This window comes from Micromonospora sp. WMMB235, from assembly GCF_001855515.1.
GTDB classification, from domain to species: Bacteria; Actinomycetota; Actinomycetes; order Mycobacteriales; family Micromonosporaceae; genus Micromonospora; species Micromonospora aurantiaca.
In genome coordinates this window covers 4,720,471-4,740,283 of the sequence record NZ_MDRX01000001.1, presented here as the reverse complement: position 1 = coordinate 4,740,283, position 19,813 = coordinate 4,720,471, and the positions used below count along the sequence as shown (strand labels likewise).

Genomic DNA, 19,813 nt, shown 5'->3' with positions numbered 1-19,813 from the left:
CGTACGGGTGATCAGCGCACCGGGCTCTCGTCGGCCGCCTCGGTGCCCGCCGACGGAGCGGGCGTGGCGTCCACGGGCGGCAGATCCACCACACGCGAGTGCGGCCAGGGCCGGGACCAGCCGCCCATCTCCAGCAGCCGGTCGATCACGCCTGCGGTGAAGCCCCAGACGAGCATGCCGCGTGCGGAGAAGGCGGGACCGATCCAGCCGCTCGGGTGGCGTACCCGCATGCGGTTGTCCGGGTCGACCAGCTCGGTGACCGGCAGCCGGGCCACGTGCGCGACCTCGGCCGGCTCGCGCGGGTGCACCGGGTGCGGGTCGTGCCACCAGGCGAGCACCGGGGTGACCACGAAGTCGCTGACCGGGATCCAGAGCCGGGGCAGCTCGGCGAGCACTGTGACGCTGCCGGGGTCGAGGCCGACCTCCTCGTTCGCCTCGCGCAGCGCGGTGGCGCGGGCGTCGGCGTCCTCCGGGTCGGCCGCCCCGCCCGGGAAGGCCGGCTGCCCGGCGTGGTTGCGCAGCGTCGCGGCGCGCTGGAGGACGAGCACGTCCGGCCCGGCGCCGGGCTCCTCGCCGAGCAGCACCAGTACGGCGCTCTCCCGGCCGCCGCTGGACGGCGTGACGATGCGGGTGAAGTCCTCCGCCCGCGCGGTGCCGAGCCGGCCCAGCAGCGGGTCGAACCACAGCGGCGGCCGTCGGGTCATACCCGCACCCCGAGGTGACGTTCGAGCAGCGCGGCGAGGCGGGCGTCGTCGAGCGCGCCGGTCGCGTCGGTGTGCCGGATCCGGCCGCCGGCGTCGACCAGCACTGTGAGCGGGAACGCGTTGCGTTCCAGCGCGCGCTGGAACGCGTCGCCCTGGTCGAGCAGCATCGGGAAGTCGACGCCGTAGTCCTCGCCGATGGACTGCGCGCCGCCGCGGCTGTCCCGGCTGTTCACGCCGATCACCTGGAACCGGCCGTCGGCCCGCTCGCTGAGCCGCTGGAACGCGGGCAGCTCCTTGCGGCACGGCGGGCACCAGGACGCCCACACGTTGATCACCGCCGGGCCCTTGACGTCGCGCAGGTTCACCGGCGCGCCGCCGGTGAAGCAGTTGAGCGTCAGGTCGGGGAGCTGGTCCCCGGCCTTCCCTGCAAGCGTCGGGGACGCGGCCTTCCCGGCGGACGTCGGGGACGCGGCGGCGGGCGCGACGGTCAGCGGGGCGCAGTCGGCGAACGGCGAGGGGCGCTCGGCCCGGGTGGCGGGCGCGGGACGTTCCGGCTCCTCGGCGGTGGCGGTACAGCCCGCCGTCGCCAGCAGCAGCGGGACGAGAAGGTACGCGAGCCGGCGCATCACGGCACGTCCGCCGCTGCCGCCTGCTGCGGCACCAGGTCGGGATCGAGGCCGACGGCCACCGCCAGGTCACGGGCGCGGGGGCCCTTGAGCAGCTTGGCCGCGGCGGCCGGCTCGGTCGGCCCGGTGCCGTACGCGGGACACAGCTTCGCCAGCGTGCACGCGCCGCAGGCCGGCTTGCGGGCGTGGCAGACCCGGCGGCCGTGGAAGATGACCCGGTGCGACAGCATCGTCCAGTCGCGCTTGGGGTAGAGCGCGCCGATCGCGTGCTCGATCTTCACCGGATCGGTCTCGGTGGTGAGCTGCCACCGGTGCACCAGCCGCTGGAAGTGGGTGTCGACGGTGATGCCGGGGACGCCGAAGGCGTTGCCGAGGATGACGTTGGCGGTCTTGCGGCCGATCCCCGGCAGGGTCACCAGGTCGTCGAGCCGCCCGGGCACCTCGCCGTCGTACCGCTCGCAGAGCGCCCGCCCGAGGTTGATCAGGGAGCTGGTCTTGTTGCGGTAGAACCCGGTGGGCCGGATCAGCTCCTCCAGCTCGGCGCGGTCCGCCGCGGCGTAGTCGGCGGCGGTGCGGTAGCGGGCGAACAGCTTCGGCGTGACCTCGTTGACCTTCTTGTCGGTGCACTGGGCGGACAGGATCGTCGCCACTGCGAGCTCCAGCGCGTTGGCGTGGTCGAGTTCACAGTGCGCGTCGGGGTGCGTCTCGGTCAGCACGCGGCCGATGCGCCGGGCGCGGCGCGTACGGCCGAGGTCGGTCTCGGGGGAGCGCGTGGTCACGTCGGCCAGCCTACGTCGCGGGGCCGACGCTCCGGCGGCTCGGCGCGGCGGGCGTGCGCTCAGCCACCCGCCGGTGCGGTGATCTTGCCGGTCCCGTCGAGCTTCGCGCCGGTGTCCGGGAAGTCGGACCGGTTCAGGTCGCGGACCAGTCCGAGGCCGCGGTTCTGCCGGTCCACCGAGGGACGGCCCACACCGTTCATCACGGTGGAGGTGAACGTGCCACCGGCGAACGTCCCGTCGGCGGTGAGCGACACCTTGAGCACGCCGCCCCAGCCGAGCCGGCCGGAGCTGTTCAGCGACTTCCCGCCACCGGCGAAGTTGCCGAGGCTGTACGCGATCAGCCGCCCCTTGTAGAACTCCATCCCGCGCAGCACGTGCGGGCCGTGCCCGATGACCAGGTCGGCGCCGGCGTCGATGACGGTCCGGGAGAAGCGGATCGGGTCGCCGCGGTTCTCGCCGAAGAACATCTCGGTGCCCGGCTTCACCCGGGTCTTGTCCGCCCCCTCGGCGCCCATGTGCACCTGCACCACCACGATCTGGGCCTGCTCCTTGGCCATCTCGACCACCTGCTTGGCGGCGTTCAGGTCGACCAGGCTGTTGGACCAGGGGTACGACGAGAAGCCCACCACGGCGACCTTGATGCCCTTGACGTCCACCACGGTGATCTCGCCCGGCGCGCCGGTGTGCTTGAGCCCGTGCGCCTCCAGCGCCGACTGGGTGTTCTCGTAGCCCTGGCGGCCGTAGTCGTAGCCGTGGTTGTTGGCCTGGTTGAGCAGCTGGAACCCGGCCGAGCGCAGGTGTGCGGCGTAGCCGGGCGGCGCGCGGAACTGGTAGCAGTTCTTCGGCTCCGGGCCGCACTTGCCGGCGCCGGTGTCGTCGGTGAGCGGCTCCTCCAGGTTGCCCATCACCAGGTCGCCCTTGAGCGCCGACTTCACGTCGTCGAAGAAGCCCTTGCCGCCGTTGGGGGGCAGCCGGTCCGGCGCGTTGCCCATGATCACGTCACCGGTCGCGGTGAGCGAGATCGACGGCTCCTTCGACGCATCAGGCGCGGCCGGCTGGTCACCGGTGGCCGGCCCGGCCGAGCCGGTCGATCCGCCGCCCTGTCCCGTCTGCCACCGGGGGTCGTTGCCGGACCCGCCGGCGGCGTCGCCGCAGCCGGCGACGAACAGGACGGCGACGAGCGCGGCGAACGCGGCCAGGCCTCGGCCGAGCACCGCACGACGCGGGCCGGGCACGGCGGCTGGCGGTCCGGCGACGGCGGCGCGGAGGGTACGGGGCACAGAGCGGGCGGAAGCGTACATCGTCGGCGACGCTACCGTCCCCGGAACGCCGCGACGAGGGCCGATCGGTCGGAAAACCCGGCGTGTCGCGTGTGCCGGGCCCACGTCAGCCCGCCCGCCGGTCGGACCAGGGCACCACGGTCCCGGCGCCGCCCGAGCGGACGGCGGCGTGCACGGCCCGGGCCAGCGGTGCGCCCCAGGCCGACCGGGGACCGCCGTACGGGGCCGGATCGCCGTCGGCCGGGCAGAGCACCGTCACCGCGTCGGTGGGGGTGCCCGTGGCGGGCAGTCCGAGTTCCCAGATCGCCTGGGCCTTCGCCTCGGTGGCGGTGGCCACGGCGTTGACCAGGGCGGCGTCGCCGAGCCGCACCGGGACGTACACGACGATGTTGACGGTGCCGACGTGCTGCGCGGGCCGGGCCGGCTCGCTCGCGGCCGACGGCGCCGGCTCGGGCACGGCGGACGGCTCGGGTGCGACGGTGGCCGGCTCGGGGGCGGCGGCCCAGACCGGCGTGCCCAGGCCGACAGTCGCCCAGACGCGGACGCCGCCGTCCGTGCGGCGGACCACCTCGCTCACGTCCACGCCGGTCAGCAGCCCGACCCCGGGGCCGTCCAGGTCGAGGCCGTGCGCCAGCTCGGCCAGGTGCGCGGCGGGGTCGTCCCGGTCGTACGACATGGGCACCGTCGCGTTCAGCACCCACCGGCGGACGCCGATCCCCCCGCCCAGCGGCGCGGAGCCGACCGCCAGCAGCGGGGCCTCGGCCCGCCAGGCCAGCATCGGGATGTCCCACCCGGATTCGGACCGGCTGGTCAGGAACGGCTCACACAGCACGCCGGTCACCCTACGATCACAGGTGGGAACGGGTGGCGCCGGCCCGTGCCGGGGGCGGGATCTTAGCCGCTCCCCAGGTCGGGTGGGTTACGCCCAACGATCAAGATTCCAGGGGTGCACCTCTGATTCCTGCTCATGTGCGCCTAGACTGGCGGCGCGCGAGGGATCAGCGGACGGCAGACCCGGCCGACGGACGGCACGCGCAGGCGGAGGTGCGCGATGGACGAGGTACTGGCCCGCAGCGGGATCTTCCAGGGTGTCGACCCGGAGGCTGCCGAGGCGCTCGCCAAGGAGATGGAGACGATCGAGGTCCGCAAGGGCGAGATCGTGTTCAACGAGGGCGAGCCCGGCGACAGTCTCTACATCCTCCTGTCCGGCAAGATCAAGGTGGGTCGCCGCGCGGCGGACGGCCGGCAGAACCTGATCGCCGTGATGGGCCCGTCGGACATGGTCGGTGAGCTGTCGCTCTTCGACCCCGGTCCGCGTACGGCGACGGCCACGGCGGTCACCGACACCCGCCTGGTCCGGCTGCGCAAGCAGGCGCTACGGCCGTGGCTGAACAACCGGCCCGAGATCGCCGAGCAGCTGCTGCGGGTGCTCGCCCGCCGGCTGCGCCGGACCAACGACTCGCTCGCCGACCTGATCTTCACCGACGTACCGGGCCGGGTCGCCAAGAACCTGCTCCAGATGGCCGGCCGGTTCGGCACCCGCGACGGCGGCGTGCTGCGCGTGACGCACGACCTCACCCAGGAGGAGATCGCCCAGCTCGTCGGCGCCTCCCGGGAGACCGTCAACAAGGCGCTGGCCGACTTCGCCTCGCGCGGCTGGCTGCGGCTGGACGGCAAGAGCATCATCATCCTCGACCCGGAGCGCCTGGCCCGCCGCGCGCGGGTCTGACCCTCCGTACCGGCTTCCCGGCCCGGCCCGCCACCGCGCGGAGCCGGGCCGATGCCGTCCTCTGCTGCCGTCTTCTGCGCAGGCCGGGCCGATGCCGTCTCTGCCCAAGCCGGGACCGTTGCCGCCTCTGAGCGGGCCGGTGCCGTCAGGGCGCGGGGTGGCCGGCGCCGTCTCTGCCCGCCGCAGAATCGCTTGGTGCTCCCGCAACGGTGTCGCCAGGCTGGGACGATGCCTCATCGCGTCGCCGTCCTCTCCGACATCCACGGTGTGCTGCCCGCGCTGGAAGCAGTGCTGGCCGAGCCGGACGTGGCAGCCGCCGACCTGATCGTCCTCACCGGTGACCTGGCGGCCGGTCCGCAGCCGGTCGAGGTGCTGGACCGGCTGGCCGCGCTCGGTGACCGGGCCTGCTGGGTCGGCGGGAACGCCGACCGGGAGCTGGTGCAGGCGCGGGCCGGCAGGTCCTCCCCGATCGCCGTCTCGAACTGGGCCGCCGGGCAGCTCCGCGACGACCAGGTGGCCCGGCTGGCAGCGCTGCCGCCGTCCGTCACGCTGCCGGTCACCGATCTGGGCGACGTGCTGTTCTGCCACGCCACCCCGCGCGACGACGAGGAGGTCGTGCTCGTCGACTCGCGGCTGGACCGCTGGGCCGAGGTCTTCGCCGGCCTGCCGGCCGAGGTCGGCACGGTGGTCTGCGGGCACACGCACATGCCGTTCACCCGGCTGGCCGATCGCCGCCTGGTGGTGAACCCGGGCAGCGTCGGCATGCCGTACGGGGGCGCCGGTGCCTGGTGGGCGCTGCTCGGCCCGGGCGTGCAGTTGCGCCGGACCCGCTTCGACGTGGACGCCGCCTGCGCCCGGGTCGCCGCCGAGTCCACGTTCCCTGATGCGGCGGCCTGGGCCGACGAGTACGTCCGCTCCCGCCACTCCGACGCCGACGCGCTCACCGTCTTCGCTCCGCGCGACGGCCGCTGAGGCGTTAACAAGGGGCCCTTCCTCTACCGCAGGCGTTAACAAGGGCCCCCTCCTTTCAGAAAAAGTCAGGCTTGACTGTTTGTTTTGGGCGGGGCACGCTGTCTGCGTGTCGAGCCGAGTTCCGCAGCAGGAGCGCAGCCGTGCCACCCAGGCCCGGCTGCTGGAGGCGACTGTCGAGTGCCTGGTGGAGCACGGCTGGTCCGGCACCACGACGACAGTGGTGGCAGCCCACGCCGGCGTCTCCCGGGGTGCCCAGCTGCACCACTACCCCACCAAGGCCGCCCTGGTGACCGCCGCCGTCACGCACCTGACCGAGCGCCGGGCGGCGGAGCTGCGCGCCGAGGCGGCGCACCTGCCGGTCGGCCCGAAGCGGCTCGACGGCGTGGTCGACCTGCTCGCCGCCTCGTTCACCGGCCCGCTGTTCGTGGCCGCGCTGGAACTGTGGGTGGCCGCGCGTACCGACGCCGAGCTGCGCGCCGCGCTGGTGCCGCTGGAGGCGCGGATCGGCCGCGAGATGCACCGGCTCACCGTCGAGCTGCTCGGTGTGGACGAGCGCAAGCCGGGCGTACGCGAGTCGGTGCAGGCCACCCTCGACCTGCTCCGCGGCCTCGGCGTGGCCAACCTGCTCAGCGACGACTCGCCCCGCCGCGCCGCCCTGCTGCACACCTGGAAACGCCAGCTCGCCGCGCTGCTCACCCCCGAGAGCGAGCGGCACTGATCCCCTGACGCCCCACCCCCGCCCGGAGGCACAATGGTCGACCTGACAGCCCTGCTCGCGGATCTGGCCGCCGAGTCCGAACAGCTCGACGCGCTCGTCGCGGACCTGCCGCCGGAAGGATGGGAGCGGCCGACACCGGCCCCGGGCTGGACCGTCGCGCACCAGGTCGCGCACCTGGCATGGACCGACCACGTCGCCTACCTGGCGGCCACCGACGAGTCCGCGTTCTTCGCCTCGGTGATGGCCGCACCGGACCCGTCGCGCCTGGTCGAGGACGGTGCCGAGTCCTTCCTGGCGTCACCGCCCGCGCTGCTGGCCCGGTGGCGTGCCGGCCGGTCGGCGCTCGCCGGGGCGCTCGCCGCCGTACCGGCCGGACAGAAGATCCCCTGGTACGGCACCAGCATGTCGCCCACGTCGATGGTCACGGCACGGCTGATGGAGACGTGGGCGCACGGCGAGGACGTGGCAGACGCGCTGGGCGTCAGCCGTACCCCGACCGCGCGCCTGCGGCACATCGCGCACCTCGGCTTCCGTACCCTCGGGCACGGCTTCTCCGCCCACGGCCGCGACGTGCCCACGGCGCCGGTGCGGGTCGAGCTGACCGCGCCCGCGGACGGCGAGGTGTGGGAGTTCGGGCCGGCCGACGCGGCCGACCGGGTGACCGGCCCGGCGCTCGACTTCTGCCTGCTCGTCACGCAGCGCCGGCACCGCGCGGACCTGGCCCTGACCGCCACCGGGCCGGTGGCCGACGAGTGGCTGGACGTGGCCCAGGCGTTCGCCGGGCCGCCCGGCGGCAAGCGCGAGCCGGCGAACGGAACCTCCTCATGAGCGTGCTGCGGATCGGGAACGCGTCGGGCTTCTACGGCGACCGCTTCGCCGCCTGGCAGGAGATGCTCGACGGCGGCGAGCTGGACGTGCTGACCGGTGACTACCTGGCCGAGCTGACCATGCTCATCCTCGGCCGGGACCGGATGCGCGACCCGTCGCTCGGCTACGCCAAGACGTTCCTGCGTCAGGCGGAGGGCGTGCTCGGCACCGCGCTGGAGCGCGGCGTCACGCTGGTCACCAACGCGGGCGGCCTCAACCCGGCGGGGCTGGCCGACGCGATCCGGTCGCTCGGCGACCGGCTCGGCCTCCAGGTCCGGGTCGGGTACGTCGAGGGCGACGCGATCCAGCGGCCGGACGCGCTGACCGCGAACGCCTACCTGGGCGCGTTCGGGATCGCGGCCTGCCTCGACGCGGGCGCGGACGTGGTGGTCACCGGGCGGGTCACCGACGCCTCGCTGGCCGTCGGACCGGCGATCGCCCGCTTCGGGTGGACCCGCGACGACCTCGACGCGCTGGCCGGCGCGACCGTCGCCGGGCACCTGATCGAGTGCGGCGCGCAGGTCACCGGTGGCAACTTCAGCTTCTTCACCGAGTTGCCGGACGGCGGGCACCGGCCCGGCTTCCCGATCGCCGAACTGCACGCGGACGGCTCGTCGGTGCTCACCAAGCACGCCGGCACCGGCGGCGCGGTGACGGTCGAGACGGTCACCGCCCAGCTGCTGTACGAGGTGGGCGGGCCGGACTACCTCGGGCCGGACGTGGTGACCCGGCTGGACACGGTGCGGCTGGAGCAGGAGGGTCCGGACCGGGTACGCGTCTCCGGGGTGCGCGGCACGCCCCCGCCGGACACGCTCAAGGTGGGCGTCAACAACCTGGGCGGCTTCCGCAACTCGATGACGTTCGTGCTGTGCGGGCTGGACATCCCGGCCAAGGCGGCACTGGTCCGGGGCCAGATCGAGGAGTCGGTCGGCACGGAGGGGCTGGAGTTCACGCTGGCCCGTACCGACCACCCGGACACCGGCGACACCGAGGCGGCGAGCGCGCTGCTGCACGTACACCTGCGGGACGGTGACAAGTCGCGGGCCGGGCGGGCGTTCTCGGCGGCGGCGGTGGAGCTGGCGCTGGCCTCCTACCCGGGCTGCACGCTGACCACGCTGCCCGGTGACGCGACGCCGTACGGGGTGTTCACCGCCGACACGATCGCGCAGGACGCTGTCGAGCACGTCGCGGTGCTGCCCTCCGGCGAGCGGGTGCCGATCGCGCCGCCGACGGTGACGGGCGGTTTGCAGGGGGCCCCTGTACAACACGAGGCGTTAAGAGGGGGCCCTTCCTTGCCCGGCACCCGGCGGAGGCCGCTCGGCGAGCTGGTCGGCGCGCGGTCCGGCGACAAGGGTGGCGACGCCAACCTGGGCGTGTGGGCCCGCACCGACGCGACCTGGCCGTGGCTGCGCGACTGGCTGACGGTGGAGCGGCTGGCCGAGCTGCTGCCGGAGACGGCGTCGCTCACAGTCGAGCGGTACGAGCTGCCGAACCTGCGCGCTGTCAACTTCGTGATCCGGGGACTGCTCGGGCAGGGCGTGGCCGCGTCCACCCGGTTCGACCCCCAGGCCAAGGCGCTCGGCGAGCTGCTGCGCTCGCGAGTGGTCGATCTTCCGACGGAGGCACGCGCATGACCATCGTGGACACGCCGGAACGCCGGCAACTGCGCGAGCTGACCCGTTCGTTCGTGACCCGGGAGGTGCTGCCGCACCTGTCCGACTGGGAGCGGGCGGGCGAGGTACCCCGGTCGCTGCACGAGACCGCAGCCAAGATCGGCCTGCTCGGCATCGGCTTCCCGGAGTCGGTCGGCGGCAGCGGCGGCGACCTGCTCGACTCGATGGTGGTCACCGAGGAGATCATCCGCTCGGGCGGGTCGTCCGGGCTGGTCGCCGCGTTGTTCACGCACGGGATCGCGCTGCCGCACATGGTCGAGACCCAGGACGAAGGGCTGATCGACAAGTACGTGCGGCCCGCGCTCGCCGGGACGATGATCGGCGCGCTGGCGATCACCGAACCGGACGGCGGCTCGGACGTGGCGGGCATCCGCACCTGCGCGGTCCGCGACGGTGACCACTACGTCGTCAACGGGTCCAAGACGTACATCACCAGCGGGGTCCGCGCCGACTTCGTCACCACTGCTGTCTGCACCGAGTTCCCCGGTTCGGGCTCGGTCAGCCTGCTGGTCATCGACAAGGGCACGCCCGGGTTCACGGTGGGGCGGCGGCTGGAGAAGCTGGGCTGGCACTGCTCGGACACCGCCGAGCTGTCCTTCGTCGACGTGCGGGTGCCGGTGACGAACCGGGTCGGCCCGGAGGACACCGGCTTCCTCGCCATCATGCAGCAGTTCGCCAACGAGCGGCTGTCGCTCGCCACCCAGGCCTACGCGACCGCGCAGCGCTGCGTGGACCTGGCCGTGCAGTGGTGCCGGGACCGCCAGACGTTCGGCCGGCCGCTCGTCGGGCGCCAGGTCGTCCGGCACAAGCTGGCCGAGATGCACAGCCGCACCGACGCGGCGCGGGCGTACGTGCACGACGTCGCCGAGCGGGTGGCCGCCGGGCAGCCGGTGGTGACCGAGGTGGCGATGGCGAAGAACGTGGCGGTGGCCACCTGCGACTGGGTGGTCGACGCGGCGCTGCAACTGCACGGCGGCTTCGGCTACATGCGTGACGCCGAGGTGGAGCGGCACTACCGGGACGCCCGTCTGCTCGGCATCGGCGGCGGCACCACCGAGATCATGAACGAGATCATCGCGAAGGGCATGGGCCTATGAGCACGACTGTCCTGCAGAGCACCATCGACCCGTCCGCGCCCGCCTTCACCGCCAACCGGGAGGCGCTGCTGGAACGCCTGGCGGAGCTGGAGGAGGCACTCGACCAGGCCCGGGGCGGTGGCGGCGAGAAGTACGTGACCCGGCACCACGGTCGCGGCAAGCTGCTCCCCCGGGAGCGGATCGAGCTGCTGCTCGACCCGGACAGCCCGTTCCTGGAGTTGTCGTCGGTGGCCGCGTTCGGCACCGACTTCCCGGTCGGCGCCAGCACCGTGACGGGCATCGGCGTGGTCGAGGGCGTCGAGTGCCTGATCGTGGCGAACGACCCGACGGTACGCGGCGGCGCGATCAACCCGTGGTCGCTGGCGAAGACCCGGCGGGCGGGTGAGATCGCTGCGGCCAACCGGCTGCCGATGGTGAACCTGGTCGAGTCGGCCGGCGCGGACCTGCCCACCCAGGCGGAGATCTTCATTCCCGGCGGCCGGGTGTTCCGCGACCTGACCCGGCTGTCCGCGCAGCGGATCCCGACCGTGAGCGTGGTCTTCGGCAACGCCACAGCAGGTGGCGCGTACGTGCCGGGCATGTCGGACTACACCGTCATGATCCGCGACCGTTCGCAGGTCTACCTGGCCGGACCGCCGCTGGTGAAGATGGCCACCGGCGAGGTCACCGACGACGAGTCGCTCGGCGGCGCGGCGATGCACGCCACCACGTCCGGCCTGGCCGACTTCCTCGCCGAGGACGAGCGCGACGGCATCCGGCTGGCCCGGCAGTGCGTCCGCCGGCTCAACTGGCGCAAGCACGGCCCCCCGCCGCGCAACCCCCACCCGCTGCCGCCCCGGTACGACCCGGAGGAGTTGCTCGGCATCGCCAGCGCCGACCTGAAGGTGCCGTTCGACCCGCGCGAGGTACTGGCCCGGGTGCTCGACGACAGCGCGTTCGACGAGTTCAAGCCCGGCTACGGCACCGCGCTCGTGACCGGCTGGGGCGAGCTGCACGGCTACCCGGTCGGTGTGCTCGCGAACGCCCGGGGCGTGCTGTTCAGCCAGGAGGCGCAGAAGGCGGCCCAGTTCATCCAGCTCGCCAACGCGGCGGACACGCCGCTGGTCTTCCTCCAGAACACCACCGGCTACATGGTCGGCACCGAGTACGAGCAGCGCGGCATCATCAAGCACGGCGCCCTGATGATCAACGCGGTGTCGAACTCGAAGGTGCCGCACCTGACGGTCAACCTGGGCGCCTCCTACGGCGCCGGCAACTACGGCATGTGCGGCCGGGCGTACGAGCCCCGGTTCCTGTTCACCTGGCCGAACGCGAAGTCGGCGGTGATGGGTCCGGCGCAGCTCGCCGGTGTGCTGTCCATCGTGGCCCGGCAGGCCGCCGCCGCCAGGGGACGCGAGTACGACGAGGACACCGACGCCGCCATGCGGATGATGGTCGAGCAGCAGATCGAGTCGCAGTCCGGGGCGCTGTTCCTGTCCGGGCGGCTCTACGACGACGGGGTGATCGACCCCCGGGACACCCGTACCGTCCTCGGGCTGTGCCTGTCGGCGATCCACAACGGACCGGTGAAGGGCGCCGACGGTTTCGGCGTCTTCCGGATGTGACCTGTGAGCGCGAGGAACGCAGCGAAGCGGAGTCCCGCAGTCGCGAACGAAAGGCAGGCTCAGCGCGGATGATCAACAAACTTCTGGTTGCGAACCGGGGCGAGATCGCCCGCCGGGTCTTCGCCACCTGCCGCGCCCTCGGCGTGGCCACCGTCGCCGTGCACTCCGACGCGGACGCCGACGCGCCGTTCGTCGCAGACGCCGACCAGGCCGTCCGGCTGCCGGGCAACACGCCGGCCGAGACGTACCTGCGCATCGACGCCATCCTGGACGCGGCCCGGCGCTCCGGCGCCGACGCCGTCCACCCCGGCTACGGCTTCCTGGCCGAGAACGCCGAGTTCGCCGCAGCGGTGACCGACGCGGGCCTGACCTGGGTCGGGCCGTCGGCCAAGGCGATCGCCGCGATGGGCGACAAGATGGCCGCCAAGGCGCTGCTCGCCGACGCGGGCGTGCCGATGCTGCCCACCTGGACCGACCCGGCCGAGGTCACCGCCTTCCCGGTGCTGGTCAAGGCCGCCGCCGGTGGCGGCGGCCGGGGCATGCGGATCGTCCGCGACGCCGCCGGGCTGGCCGAGGCCGTCGCTGGTGCGCGCCGCGAGGCGGCGGCGGCGTTCGGCGACGGCACCGTCTTCATCGAGCGGTACGTGGAACGCGGACGCCACGTCGAGGTGCAGATCTTCGGCGACACCCACGGCACCGTCGTGGCCCTCGGGGTACGCGACTGCTCGATCCAGCGCCGCCACCAGAAGATCGTCGAGGAGGCACCGGGTGTGCTGCCCGACGACGTGCGCGCGGAGTTGCACGAGGCGGCGGTGGCGGCCGGGCGGGCTGTCGACTACGTCGGCGCGGGAACCGTGGAGTTCCTGCTCGCGCCGAACGGGCAGGTGCACTTCCTGGAGATGAACACCCGCCTCCAGGTGGAACATCCGGTCACCGAGCTGACCACCGGGCTGGACCTGGTCCGGCTGCAACTGCTCGTCGCCGAGGGCGAGCCGCTGCCGGTCACCACCACGCCACCGGCCGACGGCCACGCCATCGAGGTACGGCTGTGCGCCGAGGACCCGGCTCAGGGCTTCCGCCCGGCCACCGGCACGCTGCACCGGTTCGCGATCCCCGGGGTCGCAGCCGAGTTCGGTCCGGCCCGTGGCCTGCGCCTGGACTCCGGCGTCGTGGACGGCTCGACGGTGAGCGTGCACTACGACTCGATGCTGGCGAAGCTCGTCGCCTGGGCGCCCACCCGCACCGAGGCGGCCCGTGCCCTGGCCGGCGCGCTGGCCCGCGCCGAACTGCACGGCGTGGCCACCAACCGGGACCTGCTGGTCCGTGTGCTGCGCAGCGCGGAGTTCACCGCCGTGGACCTCGACACCGGCTTCCTGGACCGGCACCCGGAGGTGTTCGCGCCACTGCTGCCGGCGGAGCAGCTTCCGGTGGCGGCACTGGCGGCGGCGCTGTCCGGGGCCGCCGAGCGCCGGGCCGCCGCACCGGTGCTGGCCGGGTTGCCGTCGGGCTGGCGCAACGTGCCGTCCTTCCCGCAGGTCACCCGCTTCACCGTCGGCGACGGCGAGGAGATCGAGGTGCGCTACCGGCTCGACCGCACCGGCGGCCTCGCCGAGTGGGGAAGGAAGGGCCCTCTCTTAACGGATCCGGTAGAGGAAGGGTCCTTTGTTAACACCGAGCTGCCGGTGGTCGAGCTGGTGACTGCCACCCCGGGCCGGGTGGTGCTCGACGTGGACGGGGTGCGGCGGGCCTTCCGTGTACACCGGGCGGGGTCGTCGGTCTTCGTGGACGGCCCGGACGGGGCGGCGAGCCTCACCGAACTGCCCCGCCTGCCCCTGCCCACCGCGGAGCTGGCGGCCGGGTCGCTGCTCGCGCCGCTGCCCGGCGCGGTGACCCGGGTACACGTCGAGGTCGGTCAGCGGGTTGCTGCCGGTGACCTGCTGCTGACGCTGGAAGCGATGAAGCTCGAACATCCCGTGCTCGCCCCCGCCGACGGCGTGGTGACGGAGCTGCCGGTGCCGGCCGGCGGCCAGGTCGAGACGGGTGCCGTACTTGCCGTGGTGGACCCCGAGGAGGACCCGCAGTGAACTTCGACCTGACCCCCGAGCAGGACCAGCTCCGCGACGCCGTACGGGCGTTGGGCCGCAAGTACGGCCACTCCTACTTCGTCGAGAAGGCCAGGTCCGGCGAGCACACCACCGAGCTGTGGCACGAGGCCGGGCGGCTGGGCTACCTGGGCGTGAACATCCCCACCGAGTACGGCGGCGGGGGCGGCGGCATCACCGAGCTGGCGCTGGTGTGCGAGGAGCTGGCCGCGACCGGCTGCCCGCTGCTGCTCCTGGTGGTCTCCCCCGCCATCGCCGCCACGATCATCAACAAGCACGGTACGGAGGAGCAGCGCAAGAAGCACCTCCCCGGCCTCGCCGACGGCTCCCAGAAGATCGTCTTCGCGATCACCGAGCCGGACGCCGGATCGAACTTCCACCGCCTCGCCACAGTGGCCCGCCGCGACGGCGACGACTGGCTGCTCAGCGGCCGGAAGATCTACATCTCCGGGGTGGACGAGGCCGGGCACGTCCTCGTGGTCGCTCGTACCGAGGACGCGTCCACCGGGAAGTTGAAGCCGGCGCTGTTCATCGTGCCGACCGACGCGCCCGGCCTGGAGAAGTCCAAGCTGGACATGGAGATCCTGTCGCCGGAGAACCAGTTCCTGCTCTTCCTCGACGACGTCCGGCTCCCCGCCGACGCGCTCGTCGGTGAATCGCTCGACGCCGGGCTGCCCGCCCTGTTCGCCGGGCTCAACCCGGAGCGCATCACTGTTGCCGCGATGGGCGCCGGCACCGGCCGGTACGCGATCGAGAGGGCAAGCGACTACACAGCTACCCGCAAGGTGTGGGGCGGACGCTCGATCGGCTCCCACCAGGGCGTCTCGCACCCGCTGGCGCACGCCGCAGTGCAGGTCGAGCTGGCCCGGCTGATGATCCACAAGGCGGCCACGCTCTACGACGCGGGCCGCGACCTGGAGGCCGGCATCTCCGGCAACATGGCCAAGTACGCGGCCGGCGAGGCCGCCGCGCTCGCCGTCGACACCGCCGTCCAGGCGCTCGGCGGGGCCGGCATGACCACCGAGTACGGCGTGGCGACGCTGCTCGGCGCGGTACGGGCGGGCCGGATCGCCCCGGTCAGCCGGGAGATGATCCTCAACTTCGTCGCCCAGCACGTCCTCGGCCAGGACAAGTCCTACTGACCGAGGTGGGCCCGGGGTACGGCGGGTGCCCGATCACCCGCCGTACCCCGGGGGTCCGTCAGCGGACGGTCAGCGTGCCGACCGCCGGGCGCGGCGTCGCCACCGGCGGCAGCCGCTTCGGCTCGCCCCGGCTCGGCTCGCCCGCCCGGGCCAGCGCGCTCTTCGACGCGTCCGCCCGGCCGGCCGCCGTGTCCTCCTGGAACGGCTGCGCGTCACCGACGCAGAGCGTGCCCTTGGCCGGCAGCTTGCCGGTGAGCAGGTATGCGTCGATCCGGCCGGTCACGCACGCCGAGGTGCCGTACGCGGTGTGGCCCCAGCTGTCGCTGCTCAGCAGGCGGCTGTTCGGCAGCAGCTTCGCCGAGCTGACCGCGCCCTGGTAGTTGGTCGCCGGATCCCAGTAGTTGCCGACCACCAGCACCGGGGCGGCGGTGACCCGGTTGAACGGCCCGGTCCAGGCGTCCTCGTCCCGCACCGTCCAGGTGTTGCGGGCACAGGGCGAGGTGCCCCAGGCCCACGCCCGCCCGAAGTAGGGCGCCCGCTTGTCCTCCTTCGCCGACAGCGCCGGCCAGGCGTCGGCGCTCTTCGGGTGGTACGCGTCGGTGCAGTCGACGGTCAGGAACGTCTCCAGCCCGTTGTCGTACGGGAAGTCGTACCCCCGCTGTTGCCGTGCCTGCGCGGCGCGGGCGGCGAGTGCCTTGCGGGCCGTGGCGGTGGCGGCCTTGCCGGCGGCCGGGTCGGTCAGGGCCAGGAGCTGGACGGTCAGGTCCACGACCGACTGCCAGCCGTACGGGTCGTAGAGCGCACCGAGCGTGGCACCGACGAAGTCGGCGTAGCTGACGGTGAACGAGCCGAAGTCCGGGTCCTCGATCACCACCGGCTTCTTGCGCAGCCGCTTCGCCACCGTGTCGTACGCGGCCAGCGGGTTGCCGGTGGAAGCCAGCGCACACTGCTCGGCGCCAGCCTCGCCGCACCGGGCCAGGATCTCGCGCAGCGCCCGGTACGCGCCGTCGGCGCTGCGCAGCCGCGTCTCCTGGAGCTGGTTGCGGGCACTGCCCTGGCCGATCCAGGCGTTCGGGTCGAGCACGCCGTCGACGACCAGCGCGCGGAAGCGGTCCGGGAACATGTTGGCGTAGTACTGGCCCAGCGCGGTGCCGTAGCTGAAGCCGAGGTAGCTGAGCCTCTTGTCGCCGACGGCGCGGCGCAGCACGTCCATGTCGCGGGCCACCTCGGCGGTGGACGCCGCGCCGGTGAGCGGCTTACCGGTGGTGGAGCAGGCCTTGCCGACCGCCTTGGACGCCGCGACGTACGCCTTCTCCTCCGCCTTGGTCCACGGGAACGCGACGTTCAGCCCGGCGTACGCCCGGGTCTGGTCCTTCACCGAGCGGAAGCACTTGATGTTGTCACTGGCCTCGACGCCGCGCGGGTCGACGCCGACGATGTCGAAGCGGTCGAGCAGGTCGTCGCCGAGGAAGTAGGGCGCGGCGAGCGCGATGCTCGTGCCGGAGCCACCCGGGCCACCCGGGTTGAGGAAGAGGCTGCCGACCTTGCGCTGCTGGTCGCGGGCCTTGACCCGGAGCAGTGCGACCTCGGTGGTGGCGCCCTTCGGGTTGTCGTAGTCCAGCGGGAGCCGGACCGTGGCGCACTCGGCGTAGTCGTAGCAGGCGTACCAGTCGAGCTTCGGCGTCGGCACGCGGTCCACCCGGCGCGCCTCGGCGGCGGTGGTCCTGTCGTGCGCGGGTGGTTGCGGAGTCGCCGCCGCGGCGGGCGCGACGGCCGGTCCGGCGAGGAGGACGCCGGCGATCCCGGTTGCGGCCAGGGATCGGATTGCACGGGGCATGAGGCTGCCTTCCGTCGGGGAACAGTTCCGTCGAGGAGACCTCGACCCCCGTCACTGTAGGGATCGACGCCCACGTTAGTGGCCCCCAAACGGGGATCGATACGGCAAACAACCAGATGATGTAACGATTTTTTCTCGATCGTCGCTACCTGCGACTCCGAAGTGGAGCGTCGGTGACGGGAAGCCGTCTCATCCCGCCGGTTGACAGGTGGACGCGCTGGGCCATGCTTGTCGGGTGAGATCGTTCCCGAAGCCCGATGCGCGGGCGAAGGCCGTCGTCGCGTCCCTGGCGACGGTGGCGGCGGTGGTGACCCTCGCCGTGTGGCGTCCGCCCGGCATCCTGTCGGTCGTGCTGGCCCTGGTCTGCGTCCTGCTCGCCATGATCACGGGAGTGACGATCACCGCCGCGCGTCAGCCCGGCGGCACCGGCGGGCCCGCCCCGCAGGCCGAGACCTGGCCGGTCCCCCACCAGGGGTACGGAGTGGACGCCGACACGCTGGAGGCGATCGACCCGCGCGCGGTACGGAACCTGCGCACGCCGGCGGGCCAGCCGATCGACGCGGACACGCTGGAGACGCTCGACCCGCGGGTGGTACGCGGCATGCGGGCGACGACGGCGGTGGACGCCGACACGCTGGAGACGCTCGACCCGCGGTCGGTCCGGCAGGGCCGGACCGTGAACGGGCTCAGCGACCGGTGAGCGTGGGGCCGGCGAGCGCGTTGACGCCCCGGCCGGCCAGACAGCGGTAGGTGCGGTCCGCCTCGGCCTCCGGCGGCAGCACCTCCAGGTTCCACCCGCTCGCCGACTTGCCGCCGCTGACCAGCCGGAACGTGTCGGCGTTGCACACCCGCCCGACGGCCGGGTCGGCCGCCACCGTCTCGTGGCGGGCCCCGGCGAGACCGGCCGGCAGGTCACCGGCGGCGTAGGTCTCCCAGGTGTGCTGGCCGTCGCACGGCACCCGGCTCGCCTCGGCCCGGTCGCGGCGCAGCCGTACCGGACCGAAGCACTCCAGTTCCGTCGCGCAGCGCGCCCCGGCGGGCAGCCGCACGTCGGCGGACGCGCAGCCGGGCACCGGCGCCACCCCGGCCACGCCGCTGGTCGCCGGTGTGGGCGTGACGGCCGGCGTGTGCCCGCCTGCCACCCAGCCGCCACCGGCCGAGGCGGCGAGCGCCAGCACACCGGCGCCGCCGAGGAACCAGCGCTTGGGCCAGCGCCGGCCACGCGAGGCCACCGTCGGGTGGTCGTCGTCCGCGGGCGGCCGCGGGTTCGGCCCACCGGTGCGGTGGAACCGGTCGCCGGTGGCGCCGTCGTACAGGCCGCCGGTCGCCGGGGCGCCGTCCAGCGGCAGCGAGGCGAGCAGGCCGCGCAGTTCGACCGCGGAGGGCCGCGCGCCCGGGTCGTTCGACATGCCCAACCGGAGCACGTCGATCAGCTCACCGGGCACGCCGGGCAGGCCCGGGATCGGCTGCTGGAACATCTCCAGCACGGTGACCAGGCTCGGGTTGCGTTCGGAGTGCCAGCGCGGCGGACGGCCGTACATCACCGCGTAGAGCGTGGCGCACAGCGAGTAGACGTCGACTGCGGGCGTGGGCGGACTGTGGTTGAACGTCTCCGGTGGCGCGTACGCCGGGGTGAGCGCCTCCAGCATCACCGAGGAGTCGCGGAACTCGGCGAGCACCGCCAGGCCGAAGTCGGCCAGGACGGCCGAGTTGAACTCGGAGTGCAGGATGTTCGCCGGCTTGACGTCGCGGTGTAGGACGCCCGCCGCGTGCGAGTGTGCCAGCGCGTCGGCGATCTTCACGCCGAGGTCGCGGGTCTCCGCCGGGCCCAGCGGCGAGGTGCGCATCCGCTCGGCGTACGAGCCGTCGCACAGCTCCATGATGAGGTAGGGGTGCTGGTCGACGGTGACGCCGACGTCGAACAGGTCCACCACGTGGGGGTGCGACGACATCCGCCCGGCGGCACGGGCCTCGCGCAGGAAACGGGCCTGGTCGCGTTCGCTGTCCAGCGTGCGGTTCTCGATCTTGACCGCGACCTCGCGCCCCACCGAGATCTGGGTGGCCCGGTAGATGGTGGCGTACCCGCCCCGGGCGAACACCTGCAGATCGGTCAGACCGGGCACGATGGGCAGCCGCAGGGCGCCGGGCGGGGTCTCGGTCACGACTCGAAAATACCCAACGATCCGGACCCGTCAGCGCGCCGTGTCGGTGGCCGGCACCGGACCCGGGACGGAGTCGTCAGTGGCGGCGGCCGCCCGGCGGGCGTCCCACCACAGGCCGACCGCCGTCGCGACCGCGCCCAGGCCCTCCCACGCGGCGACCGCGAAGAAGCGGTCCGGCGCGACGTCGGAGAGCACCGCGATGGTGAACACGGTGAAGGTGACCAGGCGGAACCACACGGTGAACCGGTAGAACGGCCGCCACTCGGTGGCGACGGCGAGCAGGTAGTAGACCCCCATGTTGAACGAGGCCATCGAGGACGCGGTGAGGAACGTGCCGGTGTAGTCGCCCGGAGCGCGCTCGGCCGGCACCTCGAAGCCGAGCAGGCGCAGCTGCGTCTCCGGCCAGATCAGACCGAGCGCGCCGAGCAGCAGCGCGAGGAGCCCGAAGACCGCGATCGTCCAGCCGGCGCCCGAGCGCGGCAGCCTCATCGTTCCTCCCCAGCGTGGTCTGCCGGTGACGC

18 protein-coding genes are annotated in these 19,813 nt (G+C 73.3%); 10 read left to right on the top strand and 8 right to left on the bottom strand.

The window, feature by feature from the left end:
* Nucleotides 1–11: 11 nt before the first annotated feature.
* The 5 genes from BFV98_RS20845 to BFV98_RS20825 all read right to left on the bottom strand — a co-directional run bounded on the left by BFV98_RS20845 (nucleotide 12) and on the right by BFV98_RS20825 (nucleotide 4,221).
* Nucleotides 12–704, bottom strand: coding sequence for a CoA pyrophosphatase (locus BFV98_RS20845; protein ID WP_013474985.1), 693 nt, complete (start codon nucleotides 702–704; stop codon nucleotides 12–14).
* Complete coding sequence (locus BFV98_RS20840) at nucleotides 701–1,330, bottom strand: TlpA disulfide reductase family protein (protein WP_071097511.1); 630 nt, start codon at nucleotides 1,328–1,330, stop codon at nucleotides 701–703. The genes BFV98_RS20845 and BFV98_RS20840 overlap by 4 nt, the downstream gene beginning before the upstream one ends.
* A complete protein-coding gene (nth, locus tag BFV98_RS20835) occupies nucleotides 1,330–2,109 on the bottom strand; it encodes an endonuclease III (protein WP_013289003.1) in 780 nt (259 codons plus the stop codon). The genes BFV98_RS20840 and nth overlap by 1 nt, the downstream gene beginning before the upstream one ends.
* 59 nt (nucleotides 2,110–2,168) lie before the next feature.
* Nucleotides 2,169–3,389, bottom strand: a complete 1,221-nt coding sequence (locus BFV98_RS20830; protein WP_255368184.1) for a CapA family protein — start codon at nucleotides 3,387–3,389, stop codon at nucleotides 2,169–2,171.
* A 106-nt stretch (nucleotides 3,390–3,495) separates the two neighbouring features.
* The gene (locus tag BFV98_RS20825) at nucleotides 3,496–4,221 is read right to left on the bottom strand and encodes an adenosylcobinamide amidohydrolase (RefSeq protein ID WP_071098952.1); all 726 of its coding nucleotides are present in this window, start codon (nucleotides 4,219–4,221) and stop codon (nucleotides 3,496–3,498) included.
* A gap of 219 nt (nucleotides 4,222–4,440) precedes the next feature.
* Here BFV98_RS20825 and BFV98_RS20820 point away from each other — a divergent pair, with 219 nt between their 5' ends.
* From BFV98_RS20820 to BFV98_RS20780, 9 genes are all read left to right on the top strand, one after another.
* Nucleotides 4,441–5,118, top strand: a complete 678-nt coding sequence (locus tag BFV98_RS20820) for a Crp/Fnr family transcriptional regulator (RefSeq protein ID WP_007466162.1) — start codon at nucleotides 4,441–4,443, stop codon at nucleotides 5,116–5,118.
* Nucleotides 5,119–5,346: 228 nt separating this feature from the next.
* Nucleotides 5,347–6,090 carry a metallophosphoesterase gene (locus BFV98_RS20815; RefSeq protein ID WP_071097509.1) on the top strand — a complete coding sequence of 248 codons (744 nt, stop codon included), beginning with the start codon at nucleotides 5,347–5,349 and terminating at the stop codon, nucleotides 6,088–6,090.
* 106 nt (nucleotides 6,091–6,196) lie between these two features.
* The gene (locus tag BFV98_RS20810; RefSeq protein ID WP_013289007.1) at nucleotides 6,197–6,808 is read left to right on the top strand and encodes a TetR/AcrR family transcriptional regulator; all 612 of its coding nucleotides are present in this window, start codon (nucleotides 6,197–6,199) and stop codon (nucleotides 6,806–6,808) included.
* A 33-nt stretch (nucleotides 6,809–6,841) separates the two neighbouring features.
* The gene (locus BFV98_RS20805) at nucleotides 6,842–7,636 is read left to right on the top strand and encodes a TIGR03084 family metal-binding protein (protein ID WP_071097507.1); all 795 of its coding nucleotides are present in this window, start codon (nucleotides 6,842–6,844) and stop codon (nucleotides 7,634–7,636) included.
* Nucleotides 7,633–9,309, top strand: a complete 1,677-nt coding sequence (locus tag BFV98_RS20800; RefSeq protein WP_071097505.1) for an acyclic terpene utilization AtuA family protein — start codon at nucleotides 7,633–7,635, stop codon at nucleotides 9,307–9,309. Before BFV98_RS20805 ends, BFV98_RS20800 begins: the two co-directional genes overlap by 4 nt.
* Complete coding sequence (locus BFV98_RS20795) at nucleotides 9,306–10,445, top strand: acyl-CoA dehydrogenase family protein (RefSeq protein ID WP_013289010.1); 1,140 nt, start codon at nucleotides 9,306–9,308, stop codon at nucleotides 10,443–10,445. The genes BFV98_RS20800 and BFV98_RS20795 overlap by 4 nt, the downstream gene beginning before the upstream one ends.
* Nucleotides 10,442–12,049, top strand: a complete 1,608-nt coding sequence (locus tag BFV98_RS20790) for an acyl-CoA carboxylase subunit beta (RefSeq protein ID WP_071097504.1) — start codon at nucleotides 10,442–10,444, stop codon at nucleotides 12,047–12,049. Before BFV98_RS20795 ends, BFV98_RS20790 begins: the two co-directional genes overlap by 4 nt.
* 68 nt (nucleotides 12,050–12,117) lie before the next feature.
* Nucleotides 12,118–14,133 carry a biotin carboxylase N-terminal domain-containing protein gene (locus tag BFV98_RS20785; protein WP_071097502.1) on the top strand — a complete coding sequence of 672 codons (2,016 nt, stop codon included), beginning with the start codon at nucleotides 12,118–12,120 and terminating at the stop codon, nucleotides 14,131–14,133.
* Nucleotides 14,130–15,293 (top strand): acyl-CoA dehydrogenase family protein, encoded by a 1,164-nt coding sequence (locus BFV98_RS20780; protein WP_013289013.1) that lies wholly within the window; start codon nucleotides 14,130–14,132, stop codon nucleotides 15,291–15,293. Before BFV98_RS20785 ends, BFV98_RS20780 begins: the two co-directional genes overlap by 4 nt.
* Before the next feature lie 58 nt (nucleotides 15,294–15,351).
* Here the strand turns inward: BFV98_RS20780 and BFV98_RS20775 are convergent, their stop codons facing one another.
* Nucleotides 15,352–17,130 (bottom strand): alpha/beta hydrolase, encoded by a 1,779-nt coding sequence (locus BFV98_RS20775; protein ID WP_071097500.1) that lies wholly within the window; start codon nucleotides 17,128–17,130, stop codon nucleotides 15,352–15,354.
* Between the two features lie 235 nt (nucleotides 17,131–17,365).
* On the opposite strand from BFV98_RS20775, the gene BFV98_RS20770 reads away from it, so the two are divergent.
* Nucleotides 17,366–17,830 (top strand): hypothetical protein, encoded by a 465-nt coding sequence (locus BFV98_RS20770; protein ID WP_013289015.1) that lies wholly within the window; start codon nucleotides 17,366–17,368, stop codon nucleotides 17,828–17,830.
* Here BFV98_RS20770 and BFV98_RS20765 read toward each other — a convergent pair.
* Nucleotides 17,817–19,292 carry a serine/threonine-protein kinase gene (locus tag BFV98_RS20765; RefSeq protein ID WP_013289016.1) on the bottom strand — a complete coding sequence of 492 codons (1,476 nt, stop codon included), beginning with the start codon at nucleotides 19,290–19,292 and terminating at the stop codon, nucleotides 17,817–17,819. The genes BFV98_RS20770 and BFV98_RS20765 overlap by 14 nt on opposite strands.
* Before the next feature lie 30 nt (nucleotides 19,293–19,322).
* Nucleotides 19,323–19,781: a hypothetical protein gene (locus BFV98_RS20760; RefSeq protein ID WP_013289017.1), complete on the bottom strand. Its 459-nt coding sequence runs from the start codon at nucleotides 19,779–19,781 to the stop codon at nucleotides 19,323–19,325.
* Nucleotides 19,782–19,813: the final 32 nt, after the last annotated feature.